Genomic DNA, 15,680 nt, shown 5'->3' on the forward strand with positions numbered 1-15,680 from the left:
CCGCAATCAAACGAAACCGCACTGGAATCAAACAGTTGCTGATGCTTTTGTGGCGTATGCGTATGCGTATGCGTATGCGTTTGCGTTTGCTTGAGAGCGCGCAGCAATGTGGAGCAAAATAATACGCGCCAGAGCCCTAGCGTGACTGCGTGCTCGGGAAAACCTGACCATGCGGATGCGCGAAAAGTTCCTCATCCTCCGCGAAATGCGCATCCCATGCCGAATAAGCCTCCTCGACAACGTAGGGGCCGCCGCCCTGGTTGGGCCGCGAGGAGAACAGCACGAAACGGCTCACGGTGAACGGCTCGCAGGCGAAGCCGCCGTGGCGCGCGAGATAATCGGCGGCGGCGAAGGGGCTGACATTGCGTAGCCGGGCGAGCGTCACATGCGGGGTGAAATTGCGCGGCTCAGGCGGCAAACCCGCCGCGCGCGCCGCCCGCTCATGCGCCCTTTGCAGCGTCTCCAGCGCCGGGAATGCTTTCACCCCCGCCCAAAGCGAGCGCGGCTTGTTTCCGCCGAAACTGCCGAGCCCCGAAACCGCGATGTCGAAACTTTCGAAACGGATGTCCGCCAGCGCGTCGGCGAAGTCGTTCGCTTGCGCGTCGGTGATATCGCCTACGAAGCGGAGCGTGATGTGATAGTTTTCCGCGTCGATCCAACTCGCTCCGGAGAGACCAGCCCGAAGGCCGGAAAGATGTCCGACCACATCGTGAGGCAGTTCGAGTCCGGTGAAAAGTCTAGGCATAGGTGGGCCTCCTGTGCGGGAAGGAGCGACCGGCCTTGGCCGGTCAGCCTAGCAGCATAGGGTTGTGGCGGTTCGTGTTTTATTCAAGGCACGCGAGAAGCGGAATCACGGCTAACGGCGCGTTACGGGTGCTGAAGCGCCTCGCAGCGGAGCGCTCGATAGCGCCGGGCCGCAAGAGGCCTACGCAGCGCCGCCGGGCGCGCCGCGAAATTCCTGCGCGAGCCAGCCGGCAATCGGTTCCGCCGCATCCTTCCAGTTCGAATCCATCATGATGGCGTGGCCGCCGCCTTTCACGATGATGGATCGCGCACCGTAATAGATCGCGGTGAGACGCACATCGGCGGGCGGCACGAACTCGTCCTTCTCGCAGCCGATCACCATCAGCTTCGGCATGCCCCAAGGCAGCGGCGCGAAGGGCGTAAAGCCGTAAAGCTGGCGGCTCGCGCTTTCGGCGATGTCGTCCATGCGCTCGAAGAAGAGGCGTCGCAGCTGCGGCGAGGGCGGCTCCGCGAACAGACCGTCCTCGATGATGTCAAGGTTGGCGTTGCGAATGCCGCGTTCGAGCACGCGCTGCAACTCGCGGAAGAGCGTCGGGTTGCGGATGAAGAGTTCCGCCGACGAGCGCATCAGCCCATGCGGCGGCGCGGCGCACATCAGCACCACGCCCGCCGCCCGCCCGCCGCGCTTCACATAATTTTGTACGACGCCGCCGCCGAGCGAATGGCCGACGATCACGACGGGGCCGCCGATTTCCTTCACGGCCCATTCCACGTCGTTGGCGAAATCCCGGAGGCCGAAACTCCGCACGCGCTCGCGGCCCTCGCTTTCGCCATGGCCACGAAGCGAGAGCGCGGACACGTCGTAGCCGAGGCTCGCGAAATAGGGGAGGAAGCTTTGCCGCCAAACCCACGCGCCGGTACAGATGCCGTGGATGAACAGAAGTTTTACCGGCTTTTCCGGAGCGGCGGGCGGCAGGCGAACGAGTTCGAGTGTCATATGGGTCCGGGTGCGGGTTGAAACGAAAGGCGAATGGCGGTCAGGTCGGCTCAGCGACATGAAGCCGAAGCGGCACTTTGACGCGAAAGCGCGGCAGAGAAAAACTCAAAGTGCGAAATGTTCGAAGCCTTTGGCCGAAAGGATAAGCGGTTCGCCCGACGGGTCGAGAAAGGAGGGAGGGGCCGCGCCTTCCGCGAGCTTTCCGATGCGGAAGATCGGGCAACCGGCGTCGCGGGCGGCGGCCTCGAAAGCGCGCGAGCGTGCTTCTGTTCCCAAACCAGATGCTGTTTCGGGCGGTACGGCGGCGAGAATTTCATAATCGTCTCCGCCCGTGATGATAGCTTCAATGAGGGCCGGGCAGGCGGCGACTGCAGAGCGCGCGGCTTCGGACAAGGGCAGGGCGCTCGCATCGACTGTCGCTGTCACGCCCGAAGCGATACAAAGCCGCGTGAGATCGAGCGCAAGCCCGTCCGACAGATCCATCGCGGCTGAAGCGTGCGCGGCAAGCGCGGGCCGAAGTGAAACGCGCGGCTCGGGATAGAGATAGCGGCGCGCGAGACGTTCCGTCTCATCCGTTGAAAGCGCGGCGGCGAAGTCGGCAAGGCCGAGCCGCATCTTGAGGCCGAGCGCAGCGTCGCCGAGCGTGCCGGTGACATAAAGCACGTCACCGGGCCTGCCGCCGCCGCGCACCAGCGGACGCGCGGGCGCATCGCCAAGCGCCGTCACCGAAAGCCACCAAGGGCCTCGCGCCGTTACCGTATCCCCGCCGATGAGGCTCACGCCGAAAGCCGCCTGCGCGCGGGCGAGCCCCCCCGCGAAGGCGCGCGCCCAATCTTCGGTGGGCGCGGCGGGAAGTGCGAGCGTCAGAAGATAGGCGAAGGGCTTTGCTGCCTTGGCCGCAAGGTCGGACACATTTACCGCGACCGCTTTATAAGCCGCGTCGCCCGGATCGTCGTTCTCGAAGAAATGCACGCCTGCGACGAGTGCGTCGGTGGTAATTACAAGCCCGTTCGGCGGCATTTGGGACAGATGCGCCGCGTCGTCCGAAAGGCCAAAGGCGCACGGATGCGTTGCGAGCGGCGCCAGAACCTCGGCAATGAGCGCGTTTTCACCGAGCCTGCGCATGCTGCCATACCGTTCGAGGCCGCGTCGCGCCGGAAAGCCTGAAGCCTGGATCACCGGACTCGATTTGACGCAGAGAAGCTGATCGACGACAGAAACTACCAGCGCCTTGCTGCGTCTGCTTTGTGGGAAGACACTGTATCGTTTCAGTTCTCGCTCGTATCATCCCCGAACCTGGTTGCGCCCTTTGTCGGGCCGCCCTTGCCGCCGGTTTTCCGGCCGAATTCGCGCGATCGCTTTGCTCGCGCCACGCGGTCCAGAACGCCGTTCACCACGCCCGGTTCCTCGCCGCCGAAGAAATCCTTGGCGATCTCCACATATTCGTTGATGACAGCGCGCGCGGGCACATCGTCGCGATCGGTCAATTCGTAAACGCCCGAACGCAGGATCGCCCGCAGGATGCTGTCGATGCGCGACAGCTTCCAGCCCGAGGCGAGATGGCCCGCGATTTCGAGATCGATCTTCGCCTGTCCGCGCGCGATGCCCTCCACGATGTCGCGGAAGAACGAGCGGTCCGCGCCCGCATAGATTTCCACAGTCTCGAAACGGCGGCCGAGGAACTCCTGAAGCACGAGACTGAGGTCGCGCTGCGTCATTTCCATCTGATAGAGCGCCTGCACGGCGGCAAGTCGCGCGCGCGTTCGAGGCTGTCCTGCCGGCAGGTCCGCTTTCGGGCCTGCGTCGTGACCGTCGTCCAAGTCCATCTTCCAAAGCTTTCAGTTAAGGCGGCGAGTCGCCCGCGCAACTCGCGTCGATCATATCAGACCCGCGATCCGCAAAAGCGGCGTGGGGATGCGTTCAAGTATCGCGCAAGAGCCGCGCCTACCGGCGAAACGCACGCTTCAGGCGAAGCACCTCAAGGCACGCCAGGACGGCCTCGCGGCCCTTGTTCTTGCGGTTAACGTCAGCCCGTGCAAGCGCCTGCGCCTCGTTCTCGACCGTCAGGATCGCGTTGCCGAACGGAATGCCATGCCGGATAGCGAGCGAAAGAAGCTGACGCGCCGATTCGTTCGCCACGATGTCGTAATGCGAGGTCTCGCCACGGATCACGCAGCCGAGCGCCACGCAGCCGTGAAAAGGCCGGTCGCCGCCCTCGTCGAACAGATCCGCATCCTTGGCGAGCGCCAGAACCTGCGGAATTTCGAGCGCGCCGGGGACCGTCTTCACTTCCCACGTTGCGCCGGCTTCGTCGAGAGCGCGCGTCGCGCCCTCAAGCAGCGCATCGCCGATGTGGTTATAATAGCGGCCTTCGATGATGAGGATATGAACGGGCTTTGTCATTGGTCGATGGGGCGTCGCGCGATGATGTTGAGGCCGTAGCCTTCGAGGCCGACGACTTTCGGCGTCGGTGAGTTAGACAGAAGGACCATGTTCTTGACGCCGAGATCAAGCAGGATCTGCGCGCCGATGCCGTAATCGACAAGACGATTCTCGGGCGCCTTGCCCTCGGCGATGGCGGCGACGTTCGACAGTCTCGAACGGATCGTACCCTCGCGCACATCGCGAATGACGACGACCACGCCGCGCTCCTCCTCGCCGATGCGGCGCATGGCGCGCTCGACGAGCGAACGGCGGTTGTCGTCGTTCCGGCCGACACCGAAGAGGTCTTCCAGGATGTTGACCGCGTGCATGCGTACCAGAACCGGCTCGGGGCCGGACACGTCGCCCTTGATGAGCGCCAGATGCTCGGTGTTATCGACCTCGTTCACATAGACGCGCAGCTTGAAGGCTCCGCCGTATGGGCTGTTGATGTCGCGTTCGTCCACCTGCTTCACGAAGCTTTCGGTGCGGCGGCGATGGGCGATGAGGTCGGCGATGGTGCCGATCTTCAGGCCGTGCCGTTGCGCGAAGGCGAGCAGATCCGGCATGCGCGCCATGGTTCCGTCGTCGTTCATCACCTCGCAGATGACACCCGCCGGGAGCAAACCCGCGAGCCGCGCGAGATCGACGGCGGCTTCGGTGTGGCCCGCGCGCACGAGCACGCCGCCTTCCTGCGCGATGAGCGGGAAGACGTGGCCGGGGCTCACGATGTCCTGGAAATCCTTCTCCGGATTGATGGCGACGGAGACAGTATGCGCGCGGTCGAAGGCCGAAATGCCGGTGGTGATGCCTTCCTTCGCCTCGATGGAGACGGTGAACGCGGTGCGATTGCGCGAGCGGTTCGAGCGCGCCATGTGCTCTAGGTGCAGCACGTCCGCGCGCTCCGGTGTGATCGCGAGGCAGATCAGTCCGCGCCCGAACCGCGCCATGAAGTTGATCGCGTCGGGTGTCGCCATCTGCGCGGGGATGACGAGGTCGCCTTCGTTCTCGCGGTCCTCGGCGTCGACGAGGATGAACATGCGCCCCTGCCGCGCGTCTTCGAGGATTTCATCGATCGAGGCGAGCTGGTCGCGGATCACGGCGGGGTCGAGAACGCGCAACTGGTCGGGTTTCATGAGTTTTCAGCCTGTTGTCCGAGCAGCCGCGCCACGTAGCGCGCGATAAGATCGACTTCCATGTTGATGGAGTCGCCCGGCTGCTTCCCGCCGAATATGGTGACTTCGAGCGTGGTCGGAATGAGATTGATGGTTAAAAGCGAGCCGTTCACGTCGTTGATGGTGAGCGACACGCCGTCGAGCGCGACCGATCCCTTGGGCGCAATGAATTTCGCGAGCGCGTCCGGCGCGCGGATGGCGAAAATTTTCGAGAAGCCCTCCGGCGTGATGCTCTCGATGCGGGCGACACCATCGACATGGCCCGAGACGAGATGCCCGCCCATTTCGTCGCCGAAGCGAAGGGATCGTTCGAGGTTGATCTTGCGGCCCTTGGCCCATTCGCCGAGCGTCGTCTTGGACAGCGTTTCGTTCGAGACGTCGACGCGGAAGATCGAGCCGCCGCCGAACGAGTCGACGCCGGTGACAGTGAGGCAGCAGCCGTCGCAGGCGATGGACGCCCCATGCACGATGCCCGTAGCCTCCCACGGACAGGCGATGGCGAAACGGCCGTTATCGGCCTCAAGGACAGTGCCTTGTGCGGTGATGATTCCGGTGAACATGCGTCAATTCTGCCAGTGTGCGGTTGAGCGATAAATGGAAATCGTGTCCGCGCCCGCTTTTCTTTTGTCGAACAGCGTGAATTGGGGCGAGGCGGCAACGAGGTCGAGGCCGCGGTCGCCGAAAGGCGGCATGCCCGCCTGCGGGTCGAGTGTCTGCGCGCCCCGCATGATGATGACTTCGTCGGCAAGTCCGGCGTCGATGAAGCCGCGTGCGGTGGATGGCCCGCCTTCGACGAGAAGGCGCGTGGTGCCTTCCGCCGCGACCCGCATCATCGCGAGCCGCAGGTTAAGGCGGCCCGTGAGCGACGCGCCGATGTCGAGCACGCGCACGCCGGGGCGGCCGAAGAACGCGGTGCCCTCCGACGAGTCGCCACAGACGATCCACACCGGCGGGCGCTCATTGGCGAAGAGTTTTGCGGCGGGCGGGACATTGCAGCGGGAGGCGAGCACCACGCGAACCGGCGAGCGGTCGGCGAGGCCCGGCAGGCGGCATGTGAGTTCGGGGTCGTCGGCTTCGACCGTCTTGCGGCCAACGAGGATGGCATCGGCGCGGGCGCGAAGCAGATGGGCCGCCGCGCGGGCGACATCGCCGGTGATGAATACGGGCTTGCCGTTTCCGAGGGGTACGAAGCCCGCAGCGTCGACGGCGAGCTTGACCTGGACGAAAGGCCGCCGCTCTGTGACGCGCAACGAATGGCCGAGGTGCAGCCAGTCGCAATCGCGCACGAAAGCGGGCGTGCCGCGCGATGCGCGTACGCCGTGTTGCGCCACATAAGCGAGCCCTCGGCCCGCGACGCGCGTGTCGGGATCGAGCGAGCCGTAGATCAAATGAGAAATGCCGGCGTTCACGATCGCATGTGAGCAAGGCGGCGTCGCCCCGAAATGGCTGCACGGTTCGAGTGTAGTAATAATGAGGGCGCCTTTCGCCCGGTCGCCCGCCTCGCGAAGCGCCAGCACTTCGGCATGAGGACGCCCGCCGCGCGCGGTCGCCGCGCTGGCGATGATCTCGCCGGTTCGCGCGTCTGCCACAACCGCGCCGACGCTCGGGTTGGGCGAGGTCGCGCCGATATTGGTTTGCGCAACGAAAAGAGCGCGGCGGCAAAGTGCGTCGATGACTGGCGATGAAAGCGGCAACGGCGCGGCGTCATCCGGCGACGTCGTTGGCGTTGCGTTAAGGGAAGTTGCGGCAGGGTCGTTCATTTGTCGTCCGCGGCGCGCACGAAGGTGGCGCTGTCAAGCTCGCCAAGCACGCGGTGGAAGTCTTTCGCTTCGCTGAAATCGCGATAGACGCTCGCGTAACGGACATAAGCCACGCCATCGAGCGCCTTCAGACCCTCCATCACGTGGCGGCCCACGATCTCGGAGGGGATTTCCGACTCGTTCGAGATTTCGAGCTTGCGCACGATTTCGCTCACGAACTGCTCGATGCGATCCTCGCCGATGGGGCGCTTGCGCGTCGCGATCTCGATCGAACGCCTGAGCTTCTCGCGGTCGAACGGCGCGCGCCGTCCGCTCCGCTTGATGATCGTCAGTTCGCGAAGCTGGACGCGCTCGAACGTGGTGAAGCGCGCCCCGCATTCGGGGCACGAACGCCGCCGCCGGATCGCCGTGTGATCCTCCGACGGGCGGCTATCGCGCACTTGAGTATCAAGCGCACCGCAAATAGGGCACCGCATGGTTCGGCCTGCTCTGGCGGGTTGCCCGCCGCTTGTCTTTACGCCTTGATGCCCGGATAGATCGGGAAGCGCTCGCACAGCGCCAGCGCCTCGGCCTTGACCTTCTCTTGTGCCTTGGTGGCAGCATCGCCGCCCGTCTTCAGGCCTTCCAGTACATCGACGATCAGTCCGCCGATCTTCGAGAACTCGGCGACGCCGAAGCCGCGCGTGGTGCCAGCCGGTGAGCCGACGCGAATGCCGGAGGTGATTGTCGGCTTTTCGGTATCGTAGGGAACGCCGTTCTTGTTGACGGTAATGTGGGCGTGCCCGAGCGCCGCTTCCACCGCCTTGCCGGTGAGGCCCTTGGGGCGCAGGTCGACGAGCAGAAGGTGATTGTCGGTGCCGCCGGAGACGAGATCGACGCCGCCTTCCTTCAAGCTCGCGCCGAGCGCCTTCGCGTTATCGACCACGGCCTTCGCGTATTGCTTGAATTCCGGCTTCAACGCCTCGCCGAACGCCACCGCCTTCGCGGCGATGATGTGCATCAGCGGGCCCCCCTGAAGGCCGGGGAAGATCGCCGAATTGACCTTCTTCGCGAGGTCGGCATCATTCGTCAGGATGATCGCGCCGCGCGGACCGCGCAATGTCTTGTGCGTGGTGGTCGTGGCGAAATGCGCGTGCGGGAACGGGCTTGGATGCTGGCCGCCCGCGACGAGCCCGGCGAAATGCGCCATGTCGACGAGGAGCAGCGCGCCCACTTCGTCAGCGATCTCGCGGAAGCGCTTGAAATCGAACTGGCGCGCATAGGCGGAACCGCCCGCTATGATGAGCTTCGGCTTGTGCTCCTTCGCGAGGCGCTCGACCTGCTCGTAATCGATGGTGCTGTCCTCGCGGCGCACGCCGTAATGAATGGCGTTGAACCACTTGCCCGACTGGTTCGGCGCGGCGCCGTGGGTGAGATGGCCGCCCATGTCGATGCCCATGCCGAGGATCGTGTCGCCGGGCTTCAGGACCGCGAGAAACACGCCCTGATTGGCCTGGCTGCCGGAATGAGGCTGCACATTCGCGAAGTCGCAGCCGAAAAGCTGCTTGGCGCGGGCGATGGCGAGTTCCTCGGCCACGTCCACCTCATGACAACCGCCGTAGTAGCGCTTGCCCGGATAGCCTTCCGCATATTTGTTGGTGAGAACCGATCCCGCAGCCTCGATCACGGCGCGGGACACATAGTTTTCGGACGCGATCAGCTCGATTTCATCGCGCTGTCGTTCAAGCTCGCGGCCGAGCACTTTATAGATGTCGGGATCGGCGTCGGAAAGCGGCGCGGAAAAAAAAGATGCGACGGCGGAAGATGCGGTGGACATACGGCCTCTGAGTAGCAATGGGTGCTGCGCGCTGGGCAGTATAGAAACTTCCGGCGAGATTGCAATCAAAGGGGCCGATTTTGCGAGGGTCGCCGCTTGCGATTGCAATTCGACGGCAATTGTTTCCGCACCTCCGCCCAGACGGAAAAGCCACGCTTTGGTCTCCGGGGAAACAGGCTCTCTTTATATATATAGTCGTCGCTCAATCACTCCGAAACGCGCGAATATTCGCGGTCGTTGCCTGAGCCGTTGGCGTGTCCGTTGGCGCGCGGGGGCGGAGCCGATGCCGGGATCTTGAGCTGCGGGCGGGGCTGCTCCGCGCGGGGCTCGATATGCATCGACGCCTCGATATCCTGCCAGACCTGCCGCAGGCGCTGAACATGCAGATCGTCGAGGATCACCCGTACGAGATGCTCGATGACCTCGATATTGACCCAGGACGACAGCGCCTTGTCGAAATCGCGATAGGTCGCGTCGAGCGGGCGGATGCCGAAGTCGCGCATGATGTTGGTCTTGCCGTCGTTCGCGAGCAGGACCGAGCCGACCATGTGCTTCAGACCCATCGGGGCAGCCGGATCGAGCACCGCGTGTTCGAGATCGAAAATGGTCCGGAGGTTGAGCTTCCTTAAAAGGAGAAAGCGCTGCGGCCCGACAGCGGCGCAGAGCTGCGCCTGCGCGATCCAGTCCATTATAATAAAGACACAGAATGGCGTCTCGACATGCAGCATGATCGGGTTGGCGGTCGCGAGGTTCTGCACATTTGCGATGCGGCGTTCTTCAAGGCGGTAGGACGTCATGAAGTCGATGCCGTCGATGACGGTGAGGGGCGTGATGGCGTTGTGCTTCGAGCCGGAATAGCGGCGATCCAGCGTGAGGCGCGCCTTCCGCGCGGCCCAGGTGAAGGCCGCATCCGGCACGAAGCCGATGGCGAAGGCGAACAGAAGCCAGATTTTCGGCAGGGAAGGCGGAGCGGGCAACTCTTGTATGGCAGTCGCTTCGGCGGCGGCTTGCGTCTTCTGCTCGGCTTTGACCTGCTGCGACGACGTCGAAAGCATGCTCGTGACCGTTTTCGTCTCCGGAGCGACGCGCCAGATCACCACCGCGAGCATGACCGCGAAGAGGATGTGAAAGAAGGCGCGCAGCGGCGTTATCACGGAGAAGTCGAACGATATCAGCGACTTGATGAAAAGGCGCACGCTGTAGAGATACGCACCGGCGAAAGCGAGCGATGCGATGGTGACGACGTTTTCGTAGTCCTTCGGCGAGGGCGCGCTGAGGCCGCCGATGCTGAACACATTTGCGCCAAGCGAGCCGCCGAGGATGTCGGGCAATTGACCGGCCGGCAGGAAGAGGACGAAGAAGCCAGCGGCGGTGAAGAGCACGAAGGGGAGGCAGGCCAGCGCAATCAGCCAGTCATGCAGCGTCGTGAAGGGGTAAGGCGCGGGTACGGCGTGTGCGGGCGCGGCTTGGCTCGCCTGCGCCTCATCATCCTCGCGCGTGACGTATTTGCGCTTCAGGAACTCGAAATAGAGGTCCGTGCGCGGGCCGGGATGGAGCGTTTCGCGGATGAGGCCAGCGGTGCGAAGCCGATCGAGGCGCGTCTGATGGCGAACGATCATGAAGACGGCGGGGAGAAGCAGCGCGAAAAACAGCCCCAGGATCAGGGCGAGGCTTACGGGCACCGGGTGTTGCTGGATCACCAACCAAAGGGCGACGGTCGAGAGCAGCCCGAGCGAAAGGGCGCTCATGCTCGCGGGCGAGTACTTCATACAAGTCTCCCGGCTTTTACTTGCTTAGGATTTCAAGGAAGCCAATACACAACTGTTCTTCGCAACAAGCCGCAAGTTATCTTTGAGGTGTTCGCAGACCGAACGCGCAGCCTTTCCGAACCCGGTCGGGTGTGTGTCCTGCGGGTCACTTTGCGGAGCATTTCGGTCGACAGCTTTTTTTGTGAGCGCAATCGAAATTTCGCCGAAAGCGCCTTGGAAAATGATGCCGTTTAAGTCTTAAACATTCGTGCGCTGGTTTGACGCACAAACCCTTGAAGTCGAGTGTGTCAAACGGTGAAAACTTTTTACAGGTTCTGACATAAGCCGTTACATTTAAAAAGATTAACGCGGGTCATTACAATTTTAACGACCTGTATCCGTTGGCGGATAATGAGGCTCTACAGCGTGGTATGCAAAATATGCATGCCAGCCAATCGCGGGGTGCTTCCTAATTTACGCCTTATTTACCCTCTCAATCGCGCCGGTCGAAAGTTGACAAGGAAAGGTTGTGATGAACAACGTGAAGCGTATCCGTGCGGTTGTCCTGATGGCTGCGATGTCTCTCGCCAGCCAGCAAGCGTTTGCCGAGTGCGGCATTGCCTCCACCTACTCGGAGGGCTCGCGCACCGCGAACGGGGAAGCCTACAATCACATGGGCATTTCCGCAGCTCACAAGACCCTGCCGTTCGGCTCACGCGTCGTGGTTCGCAATCAGCGGACCGGACGCAGCATTACCGTGCGGATCAACGACCGCGGTCCATTCGTGGGCGGGCGTATCATCGACCTGTCCACAGGCGCGAAGAACGCGCTCGGCATGGACGGTCTGGCGCCGGTTTGCCTCGAAGTCGTGAGCTTTGGCAGTAGCCGTACCGTTAAAAGCGCGGAACTCCGCGAGCCTGTCGAAATGGTCCGGTCAAGCAATACCCGCACGGTGCGGGTTCGCAATACCCGATCCGCCAAGGCGGGTGGCAAGGCGCGTTACGCGAAGTCTGGCAAGCGGTCGCGTCATGCGGGCAGCGGACGGCGCAGGGTCGCCTCCCGCTAGGCAAGCCTCCGGTGAAAGCGGCAGCGCGACAGTTCCTCGGCGCGCCGCTTTCTCCGCATCTCTCGCGGCCACGCCGCTTGTCTCGCTGCCTCGTCGGCGTATCTCGCGGTCGATGTGAGCGTGGGGATCCACTCGATCCTCATGTGCGATCTTTTCCGCCAGTCGAACGCCTCTCCGGCTCGCGACTTGGAATTCGGAAAAGTTGAGAAGAATTCATTTTGGGAGTCGCGAAATCGCCGCCATTTCTTGGCAAGGATCGGGGCCAATCGATCATGCACCCCGGCTTCCATCTCGCTGCATTTCAAGATCCATCCCGTTCAGGAGCCCCTTTCATGAACATGAAATTCGCCGCAGCCATCGCGGTTTTAGCTGCCTTTGTTTCCACGTCCGTCCTCGCGCAGCAGAAGGAAGCGCCCGCGAAGGAACCGGCGCAGAAGGAAGAGCCTGCGGCGCCAAAGGCGACCAAGGCCGATATCCAGAAGGTCGTCGACGGCATCAAGGCCGACAAGGCCAAGACGACGCAGTTCTGTAAGCTCGTGAAGCTTCAGGACGACTTCACGGCCGCTGCCGAGAAGAAGGACGAGAAGAAGCTCGAAGCGCTCGACAAGGAGATGCAGGACGGCGCGAAGAAGCTCGGTGCGGACTTCGAAAAATACGTGATGGATTCCGAGATGGACGAGGACGCTTCGACCGTGCTCGACGGGCTCGCGAAATCCTGCAAATAACGGTTCGACGCAAATCTTAGACGAAAATGGCCGGGTTTCCGGCCATCTTTTTTGCTCGCGCGAAGGCGTGGGATAAGCCGGCCACCGCTCGCGCAACCCGTAGGGCGTGCTTTGCGAATCGCGTACCTCGGAAGAGCTCATGCTCTTATTCCGGGGTTGTCCATGGCATTGCTCCGCCGCGCGCAGGCGCTTTTGATCCTCCTTTTCGCGGCTCTTGCCCTCGGACAGTACGCAACACCGGGGCACGCGCAGGAAAGAGGCTGCGACGCGCAGCTTTATCGCGGCGGGTTCCCCGCCATCAAAAGCGAGCAACTCGCGCGGGAAACCTACGGCCTGTGCTTCTCCGAAATCGCGGTGCTTTATTCGGGCGTATCGCGGACGCCGCTCTGGGCCGCCGAGATGCTGACGCCCGCGCGTGTCGCCGCCGCCAAGACCCTCACGCGCATCAGCTCGAACGCCTTCCACGACGAGACGCTGCTTCCGCCGGAGGTTCGCGCCGAGCTTACGGACTACAAGCGCAGCGGCTTCGACCGGGGCCACATGGCGCCCAACGGCGATATGTCGACGCGCAAGGGGCAGGAGGAGTCGTTCTCGCTGGCGAACATGATCCCACAGCACCCCTGTAACAACGAGGTGCTATGGGAGGGCATCGAGTCCGCCGTGCGGGATATCGCGGAGAGCGAGACGGTATATGTCGTCACTGGCCCGGCCTTCCTCGGCGCGGAACTCGAAAGCCTGAAGGGCCGTGTGCTGGTGCCGACGCATGTCTTCAAGGCGATCTATGTGCCGTCGCGCAACGCGGCCGCCGCGTTTTTCGCCCCGAATGACGACAGCCAGGCGTGGGAGACGCTTTCCATCGACGAACTTGAAGCGAAGGTTGGTGTCGACGCTTTTCCGCAACTTGACGGAGCGGTGCGCCGACGTGCTATGATCCTGCCGAGGCCAACGCCGCATTACGGATGTCGGCTCCAGACCTCCGAGGCGGCCGGCCGGAGACGATGATGAACTTTTCGCCTTTCAGGAACGAGACGGACGCGATCACCCTCGGTGGGCTCACTATCGAGAACCGCGAGGACCGCGTTTCGGTGTATGGCACGCTGGCGATCACCCGCGACCGCGCCGGGCTTCAGGCGGCTAAGGTGCTGAAAGAGGCGGTGGACCGGATCGTCAAGGAACTTGAGACAGGCGGCGACCTGCCGACCGTGGTTGCCTCCGCCGAGCCGCCCGCGAAGGTGAAGAACCCGTTCGCATAACGTCGATTGGACGACGCGCATCGGCTGGCGAGGGGCCGACATCGGCTCCATACGGTGAGGGCTATAGCCGTACCGCCTGTTCATTCCGTGAGGATGCCGTCGGAGCGCCGGTCGCTTATTGGTGAAACGAACGTGCCTCAGCGCGCGAATGGATTGATGAATGACAGCGGCGATTGCTCGGCCGTGCGGCTTTGCGCGTGTCCGCCCTGCGCGAGACGTCGCTGGATGCGGTCGAATATGGCCGCAAATTTCTGCGCGCCCGGCTTCTGGATGTTGCGATCCATGATCTCGTCGAGCTTTGCCAGCAATTCCGCGCCAGTCCTCTCGTGCACGACGGGGTTCCGCTCGTAGCCCCCGCGCTCAAAGAAGTTCGAGGTCGGCATATCGCGACCGGGCGGCACCAGCATTTCGAAGCCGCTGCCGGGCCCGGCGAGGTTCATGAGTTCGAGCTGCGCGCCGTTGAGCCTGCCGAGGCCCTTCTTCCGCGCATATTCGACCACGCTGCGGAGCTTTATCACCTGCATCCACGGGCCGATGTCGCCGTCAAGGTTGAGCGCATGCATGGCGAGCCCCCTCGGCGTCTTGGCGTATTCGAGGTGCGCGGCCCAGCCGTCCCGCACGCGTCGGGCGTCCGCATTCATGCGGCGGACGAGCGCCGCCTTGTAAAGCAGCGACTGCGCCTTTTCGCGCGGCATGCCGGGTTCTTGCGCCAGCCGTTCGAGCCGCGAGGCGAACTCGTCGCCCTCCTTGCGGACCTGCTCGATGGAATTCGCCGCCAGAAGCTGCGCGTAGCCAAGCGCCGTCGAAGCGGCTCGCCCGGTTCTCGGATTATAGCCGGATTGCAGATCGTGCGTGCCCATGCCGCCCGTCTCCAGCGCGTAGACGCGCACCACCTGATCGCGGCTGAGGCCGAGCTTCACGGCTTCGAGAGCGTAGGCGATCATGAAGTCGTCTTCAGGCACGCGATCCGGGCGGAACCCATAAGTCGCCTGCGCCTCGCGCAAAAAATCGGAGACGACCGGGATCGGCTTCGGCACGTCCGTCACGGGCGGTTTAGGCGGCTTCGGCAGCATCGCCATGATGTCGGCCGGGCGCTTCGGGCCATTATAGACGGGGGGCTGCTCGGCGACGTAATCGTCGAGCGTCAAGGGCAGGGAACGCGCGATCTTCGCCTTGCGCCGCTTGCGCTTCATCTCCACGCGCTTCCAATAGGCATCCACCGACTTCGCATAGGCGATGCGCGCGGATTCGTAGGCGTGAAGGATCGCCTGCTGCTGCGGAGAAAGGCGCGCAATGGCCTCCTGAAGCGGCGTCTGCGCGTAAGATATTGCGGCAAATGGCAAAGAGAGAGCCAGCGCGAGCACGCAAATGCATGCGCGGGAAAACCCTCGCAGACGCGAAAGAGTTAACCGTGAGAAAGGCTTAGACATCGGCCCCACTATACCCGAAACGGCGATCCGAGACATCCGAAAACACCCGTCTCTACTTTAAGCCACGAGCCCTGCCTCGCGCTGACCGAATTTGTGCGACGCCACATTTTGGACGTGTCCGTGATGCAACTCACTTGGCTGATGATTTCGTTTCCGTCGCGCATTGGCGCGGGTTCCGGAGACGGTGAAGCCGGTCAGCGAGACTGGCCAATGCCTTTGGAAGGCGCATTAGTGGTCCTCGCGATTCCGACATTTGCTCGCGAGTGCGCCGTAAAACGATGCAAATGTCGGAATCGGACCACTAGAGGGTAGCGATTTTGCCGCCGTTTTTTGCCATTCGTGCCGGAGTTTCCGCGCGGGTTAGCGTCCTCGCCGCAGCCGCTGCGTGTCTTGGAGCCGCCGTCGCGCTTTCGGGCTGCGCCGGGCTCAGCATCCGCAATGCCCCGATCAACTCGGCGCTGACCGACAGCGCGGAAGCCGCCGAGACAGGCGATTTTGTCCAGTCCGCGAGCCCGGCTGGCTCAGGCGACGCGTCCGACACGGTG

At 63.2% G+C, this 15,680-nt stretch carries 17 protein-coding genes; 5 read left to right on the top strand and 12 right to left on the bottom strand.

Annotated features, from left to right (window positions below):
- Nucleotides 1-136: 136 nt before the first annotated feature.
- The 11 genes from thpR to T281_RS00830 form a co-directional block, all read right to left on the bottom strand.
- On the bottom strand, nucleotides 137-745 hold the full coding sequence (gene thpR / locus T281_RS00780; RefSeq protein WP_037232648.1) for an RNA 2',3'-cyclic phosphodiesterase: 609 nt from the start codon (nucleotides 743-745) through the stop codon (nucleotides 137-139).
- Nucleotides 746-925: 180 nt separating this feature from the next.
- Nucleotides 926-1,741: an alpha/beta hydrolase gene (locus T281_RS00785; RefSeq protein WP_037232649.1), complete on the bottom strand. Its 816-nt coding sequence runs from the start codon at nucleotides 1,739-1,741 to the stop codon at nucleotides 926-928.
- A 105-nt stretch (nucleotides 1,742-1,846) separates the two neighbouring features.
- Nucleotides 1,847-2,866 carry a thiamine-phosphate kinase gene (gene thiL, locus T281_RS00790; protein WP_037232650.1) on the bottom strand — a complete coding sequence of 340 codons (1,020 nt, stop codon included), beginning with the start codon at nucleotides 2,864-2,866 and terminating at the stop codon, nucleotides 1,847-1,849.
- A 143-nt stretch (nucleotides 2,867-3,009) separates the two neighbouring features.
- Nucleotides 3,010-3,567, bottom strand: a complete 558-nt coding sequence (nusB, locus tag T281_RS00795) for a transcription antitermination factor NusB (protein ID WP_052036879.1) — start codon at nucleotides 3,565-3,567, stop codon at nucleotides 3,010-3,012.
- A gap of 118 nt (nucleotides 3,568-3,685) precedes the next feature.
- The gene (gene ribH, locus T281_RS00800) at nucleotides 3,686-4,144 is read right to left on the bottom strand and encodes a 6,7-dimethyl-8-ribityllumazine synthase (protein WP_037232651.1); all 459 of its coding nucleotides are present in this window, start codon (nucleotides 4,142-4,144) and stop codon (nucleotides 3,686-3,688) included.
- Nucleotides 4,141-5,298 (bottom strand): 3,4-dihydroxy-2-butanone-4-phosphate synthase, encoded by a 1,158-nt coding sequence (gene ribB, locus T281_RS00805; RefSeq protein WP_052036880.1) that lies wholly within the window; start codon nucleotides 5,296-5,298, stop codon nucleotides 4,141-4,143. The genes ribH and ribB overlap by 4 nt, the downstream gene beginning before the upstream one ends.
- A complete protein-coding gene (locus tag T281_RS00810; RefSeq protein WP_037232652.1) occupies nucleotides 5,295-5,897 on the bottom strand; it encodes a riboflavin synthase in 603 nt (200 codons plus the stop codon). The genes ribB and T281_RS00810 overlap by 4 nt, the downstream gene beginning before the upstream one ends.
- 3 nt (nucleotides 5,898-5,900) lie before the next feature.
- Nucleotides 5,901-7,097 (bottom strand): bifunctional diaminohydroxyphosphoribosylaminopyrimidine deaminase/5-amino-6-(5-phosphoribosylamino)uracil reductase RibD, encoded by a 1,197-nt coding sequence (gene ribD / locus T281_RS00815; protein WP_052036881.1) that lies wholly within the window; start codon nucleotides 7,095-7,097, stop codon nucleotides 5,901-5,903.
- Complete coding sequence (nrdR, locus tag T281_RS00820; protein WP_037232653.1) at nucleotides 7,094-7,573, bottom strand: transcriptional regulator NrdR; 480 nt, start codon at nucleotides 7,571-7,573, stop codon at nucleotides 7,094-7,096. The genes ribD and nrdR overlap by 4 nt, the downstream gene beginning before the upstream one ends.
- Before the next feature lie 38 nt (nucleotides 7,574-7,611).
- Nucleotides 7,612-8,913, bottom strand: coding sequence for a serine hydroxymethyltransferase (gene glyA, locus T281_RS00825; protein WP_013418419.1), 1,302 nt, complete (start codon nucleotides 8,911-8,913; stop codon nucleotides 7,612-7,614).
- 206 nt (nucleotides 8,914-9,119) lie between these two features.
- Nucleotides 9,120-10,682, bottom strand: a complete 1,563-nt coding sequence (locus T281_RS00830) for a hypothetical protein (protein ID WP_037232655.1) — start codon at nucleotides 10,680-10,682, stop codon at nucleotides 9,120-9,122.
- A 511-nt stretch (nucleotides 10,683-11,193) separates the two neighbouring features.
- On the opposite strand from T281_RS00830, the gene T281_RS18055 reads away from it, so the two are divergent.
- From T281_RS18055 to T281_RS00855, 4 genes are all read left to right on the top strand, one after another.
- Nucleotides 11,194-11,727, top strand: coding sequence for a septal ring lytic transglycosylase RlpA family protein (locus tag T281_RS18055; protein ID WP_199502272.1), 534 nt, complete (start codon nucleotides 11,194-11,196; stop codon nucleotides 11,725-11,727).
- Nucleotides 11,728-12,059: 332 nt separating this feature from the next.
- Nucleotides 12,060-12,452, top strand: a complete 393-nt coding sequence (locus T281_RS00845; protein WP_013418422.1) for a hypothetical protein — start codon at nucleotides 12,060-12,062, stop codon at nucleotides 12,450-12,452.
- A gap of 162 nt (nucleotides 12,453-12,614) precedes the next feature.
- Nucleotides 12,615-13,454: a DNA/RNA non-specific endonuclease gene (locus T281_RS00850; RefSeq protein ID WP_037232661.1), complete on the top strand. Its 840-nt coding sequence runs from the start codon at nucleotides 12,615-12,617 to the stop codon at nucleotides 13,452-13,454.
- Nucleotides 13,454-13,705 (top strand): hypothetical protein, encoded by a 252-nt coding sequence (locus tag T281_RS00855; RefSeq protein ID WP_013418424.1) that lies wholly within the window; start codon nucleotides 13,454-13,456, stop codon nucleotides 13,703-13,705. The genes T281_RS00850 and T281_RS00855 overlap by 1 nt, the downstream gene beginning before the upstream one ends.
- 137 nt (nucleotides 13,706-13,842) lie before the next feature.
- On the opposite strand, the gene T281_RS00860 is transcribed toward T281_RS00855, so the two are convergent.
- Nucleotides 13,843-15,069 (bottom strand): hypothetical protein, encoded by a 1,227-nt coding sequence (locus T281_RS00860; RefSeq protein WP_052036882.1) that lies wholly within the window; start codon nucleotides 15,067-15,069, stop codon nucleotides 13,843-13,845.
- A gap of 383 nt (nucleotides 15,070-15,452) precedes the next feature.
- On the opposite strand from T281_RS00860, the gene T281_RS00865 reads away from it, so the two are divergent.
- On the top strand, nucleotides 15,453-15,680 hold a 228-nt coding region (locus T281_RS00865), incomplete at its 3' end, for a hypothetical protein (protein ID WP_037232663.1).

The organism is Rhodomicrobium udaipurense JA643, from assembly GCF_000636015.1.
GTDB lineage: Bacteria > Pseudomonadota > Alphaproteobacteria > Rhizobiales > Rhodomicrobiaceae > Rhodomicrobium > Rhodomicrobium udaipurense.

Coding starts and splice junctions, on each gene's coding strand:
- nusB (WP_052036879.1), bottom strand. CDS start 3,567: ATGGACTTGGACGACGGTCACGACGCAGGCCCGAAAGCGGACCTGCCG.
- nrdR (WP_037232653.1), bottom strand. CDS start 7,573: ATGCGGTGCCCTATTTGCGGTGCGCTTGATACTCAAGTGCGCGATAGC.
- T281_RS00830 (WP_037232655.1), bottom strand. CDS start 10,682: ATGAAGTACTCGCCCGCGAGCATGAGCGCCCTTTCGCTCGGGCTGCTC.
- ribD (WP_052036881.1), bottom strand. CDS start 7,097: ATGAACGACCCTGCCGCAACTTCCCTTAACGCAACGCCAACGACGTCG.
- T281_RS00855 (WP_013418424.1), top strand. CDS start 13,454: ATGAACTTTTCGCCTTTCAGGAACGAGACGGACGCGATCACCCTCGGT.
- T281_RS00850 (WP_037232661.1), top strand. CDS start 12,615: ATGGCATTGCTCCGCCGCGCGCAGGCGCTTTTGATCCTCCTTTTCGCG.
- thiL (WP_037232650.1), bottom strand. CDS start 2,866: ATGCGCAGGCTCGGTGAAAACGCGCTCATTGCCGAGGTTCTGGCGCCG.
- T281_RS00785 (WP_037232649.1), bottom strand. CDS start 1,741: ATGACACTCGAACTCGTTCGCCTGCCGCCCGCCGCTCCGGAAAAGCCG.
- ribB (WP_052036880.1), bottom strand. CDS start 5,298: ATGAAACCCGACCAGTTGCGCGTTCTCGACCCCGCCGTGATCCGCGAC.
- T281_RS00810 (WP_037232652.1), bottom strand. CDS start 5,897: ATGTTCACCGGAATCATCACCGCACAAGGCACTGTCCTTGAGGCCGAT.
- T281_RS00845 (WP_013418422.1), top strand. CDS start 12,060: ATGAACATGAAATTCGCCGCAGCCATCGCGGTTTTAGCTGCCTTTGTT.
- thpR (WP_037232648.1), bottom strand. CDS start 745: ATGCCTAGACTTTTCACCGGACTCGAACTGCCTCACGATGTGGTCGGA.
- T281_RS18055 (WP_199502272.1), top strand. CDS start 11,194: ATGAACAACGTGAAGCGTATCCGTGCGGTTGTCCTGATGGCTGCGATG.
- ribH (WP_037232651.1), bottom strand. CDS start 4,144: ATGACAAAGCCCGTTCATATCCTCATCATCGAAGGCCGCTATTATAAC.
- glyA (WP_013418419.1), bottom strand. CDS start 8,913: ATGTCCACCGCATCTTCCGCCGTCGCATCTTTTTTTTCCGCGCCGCTT.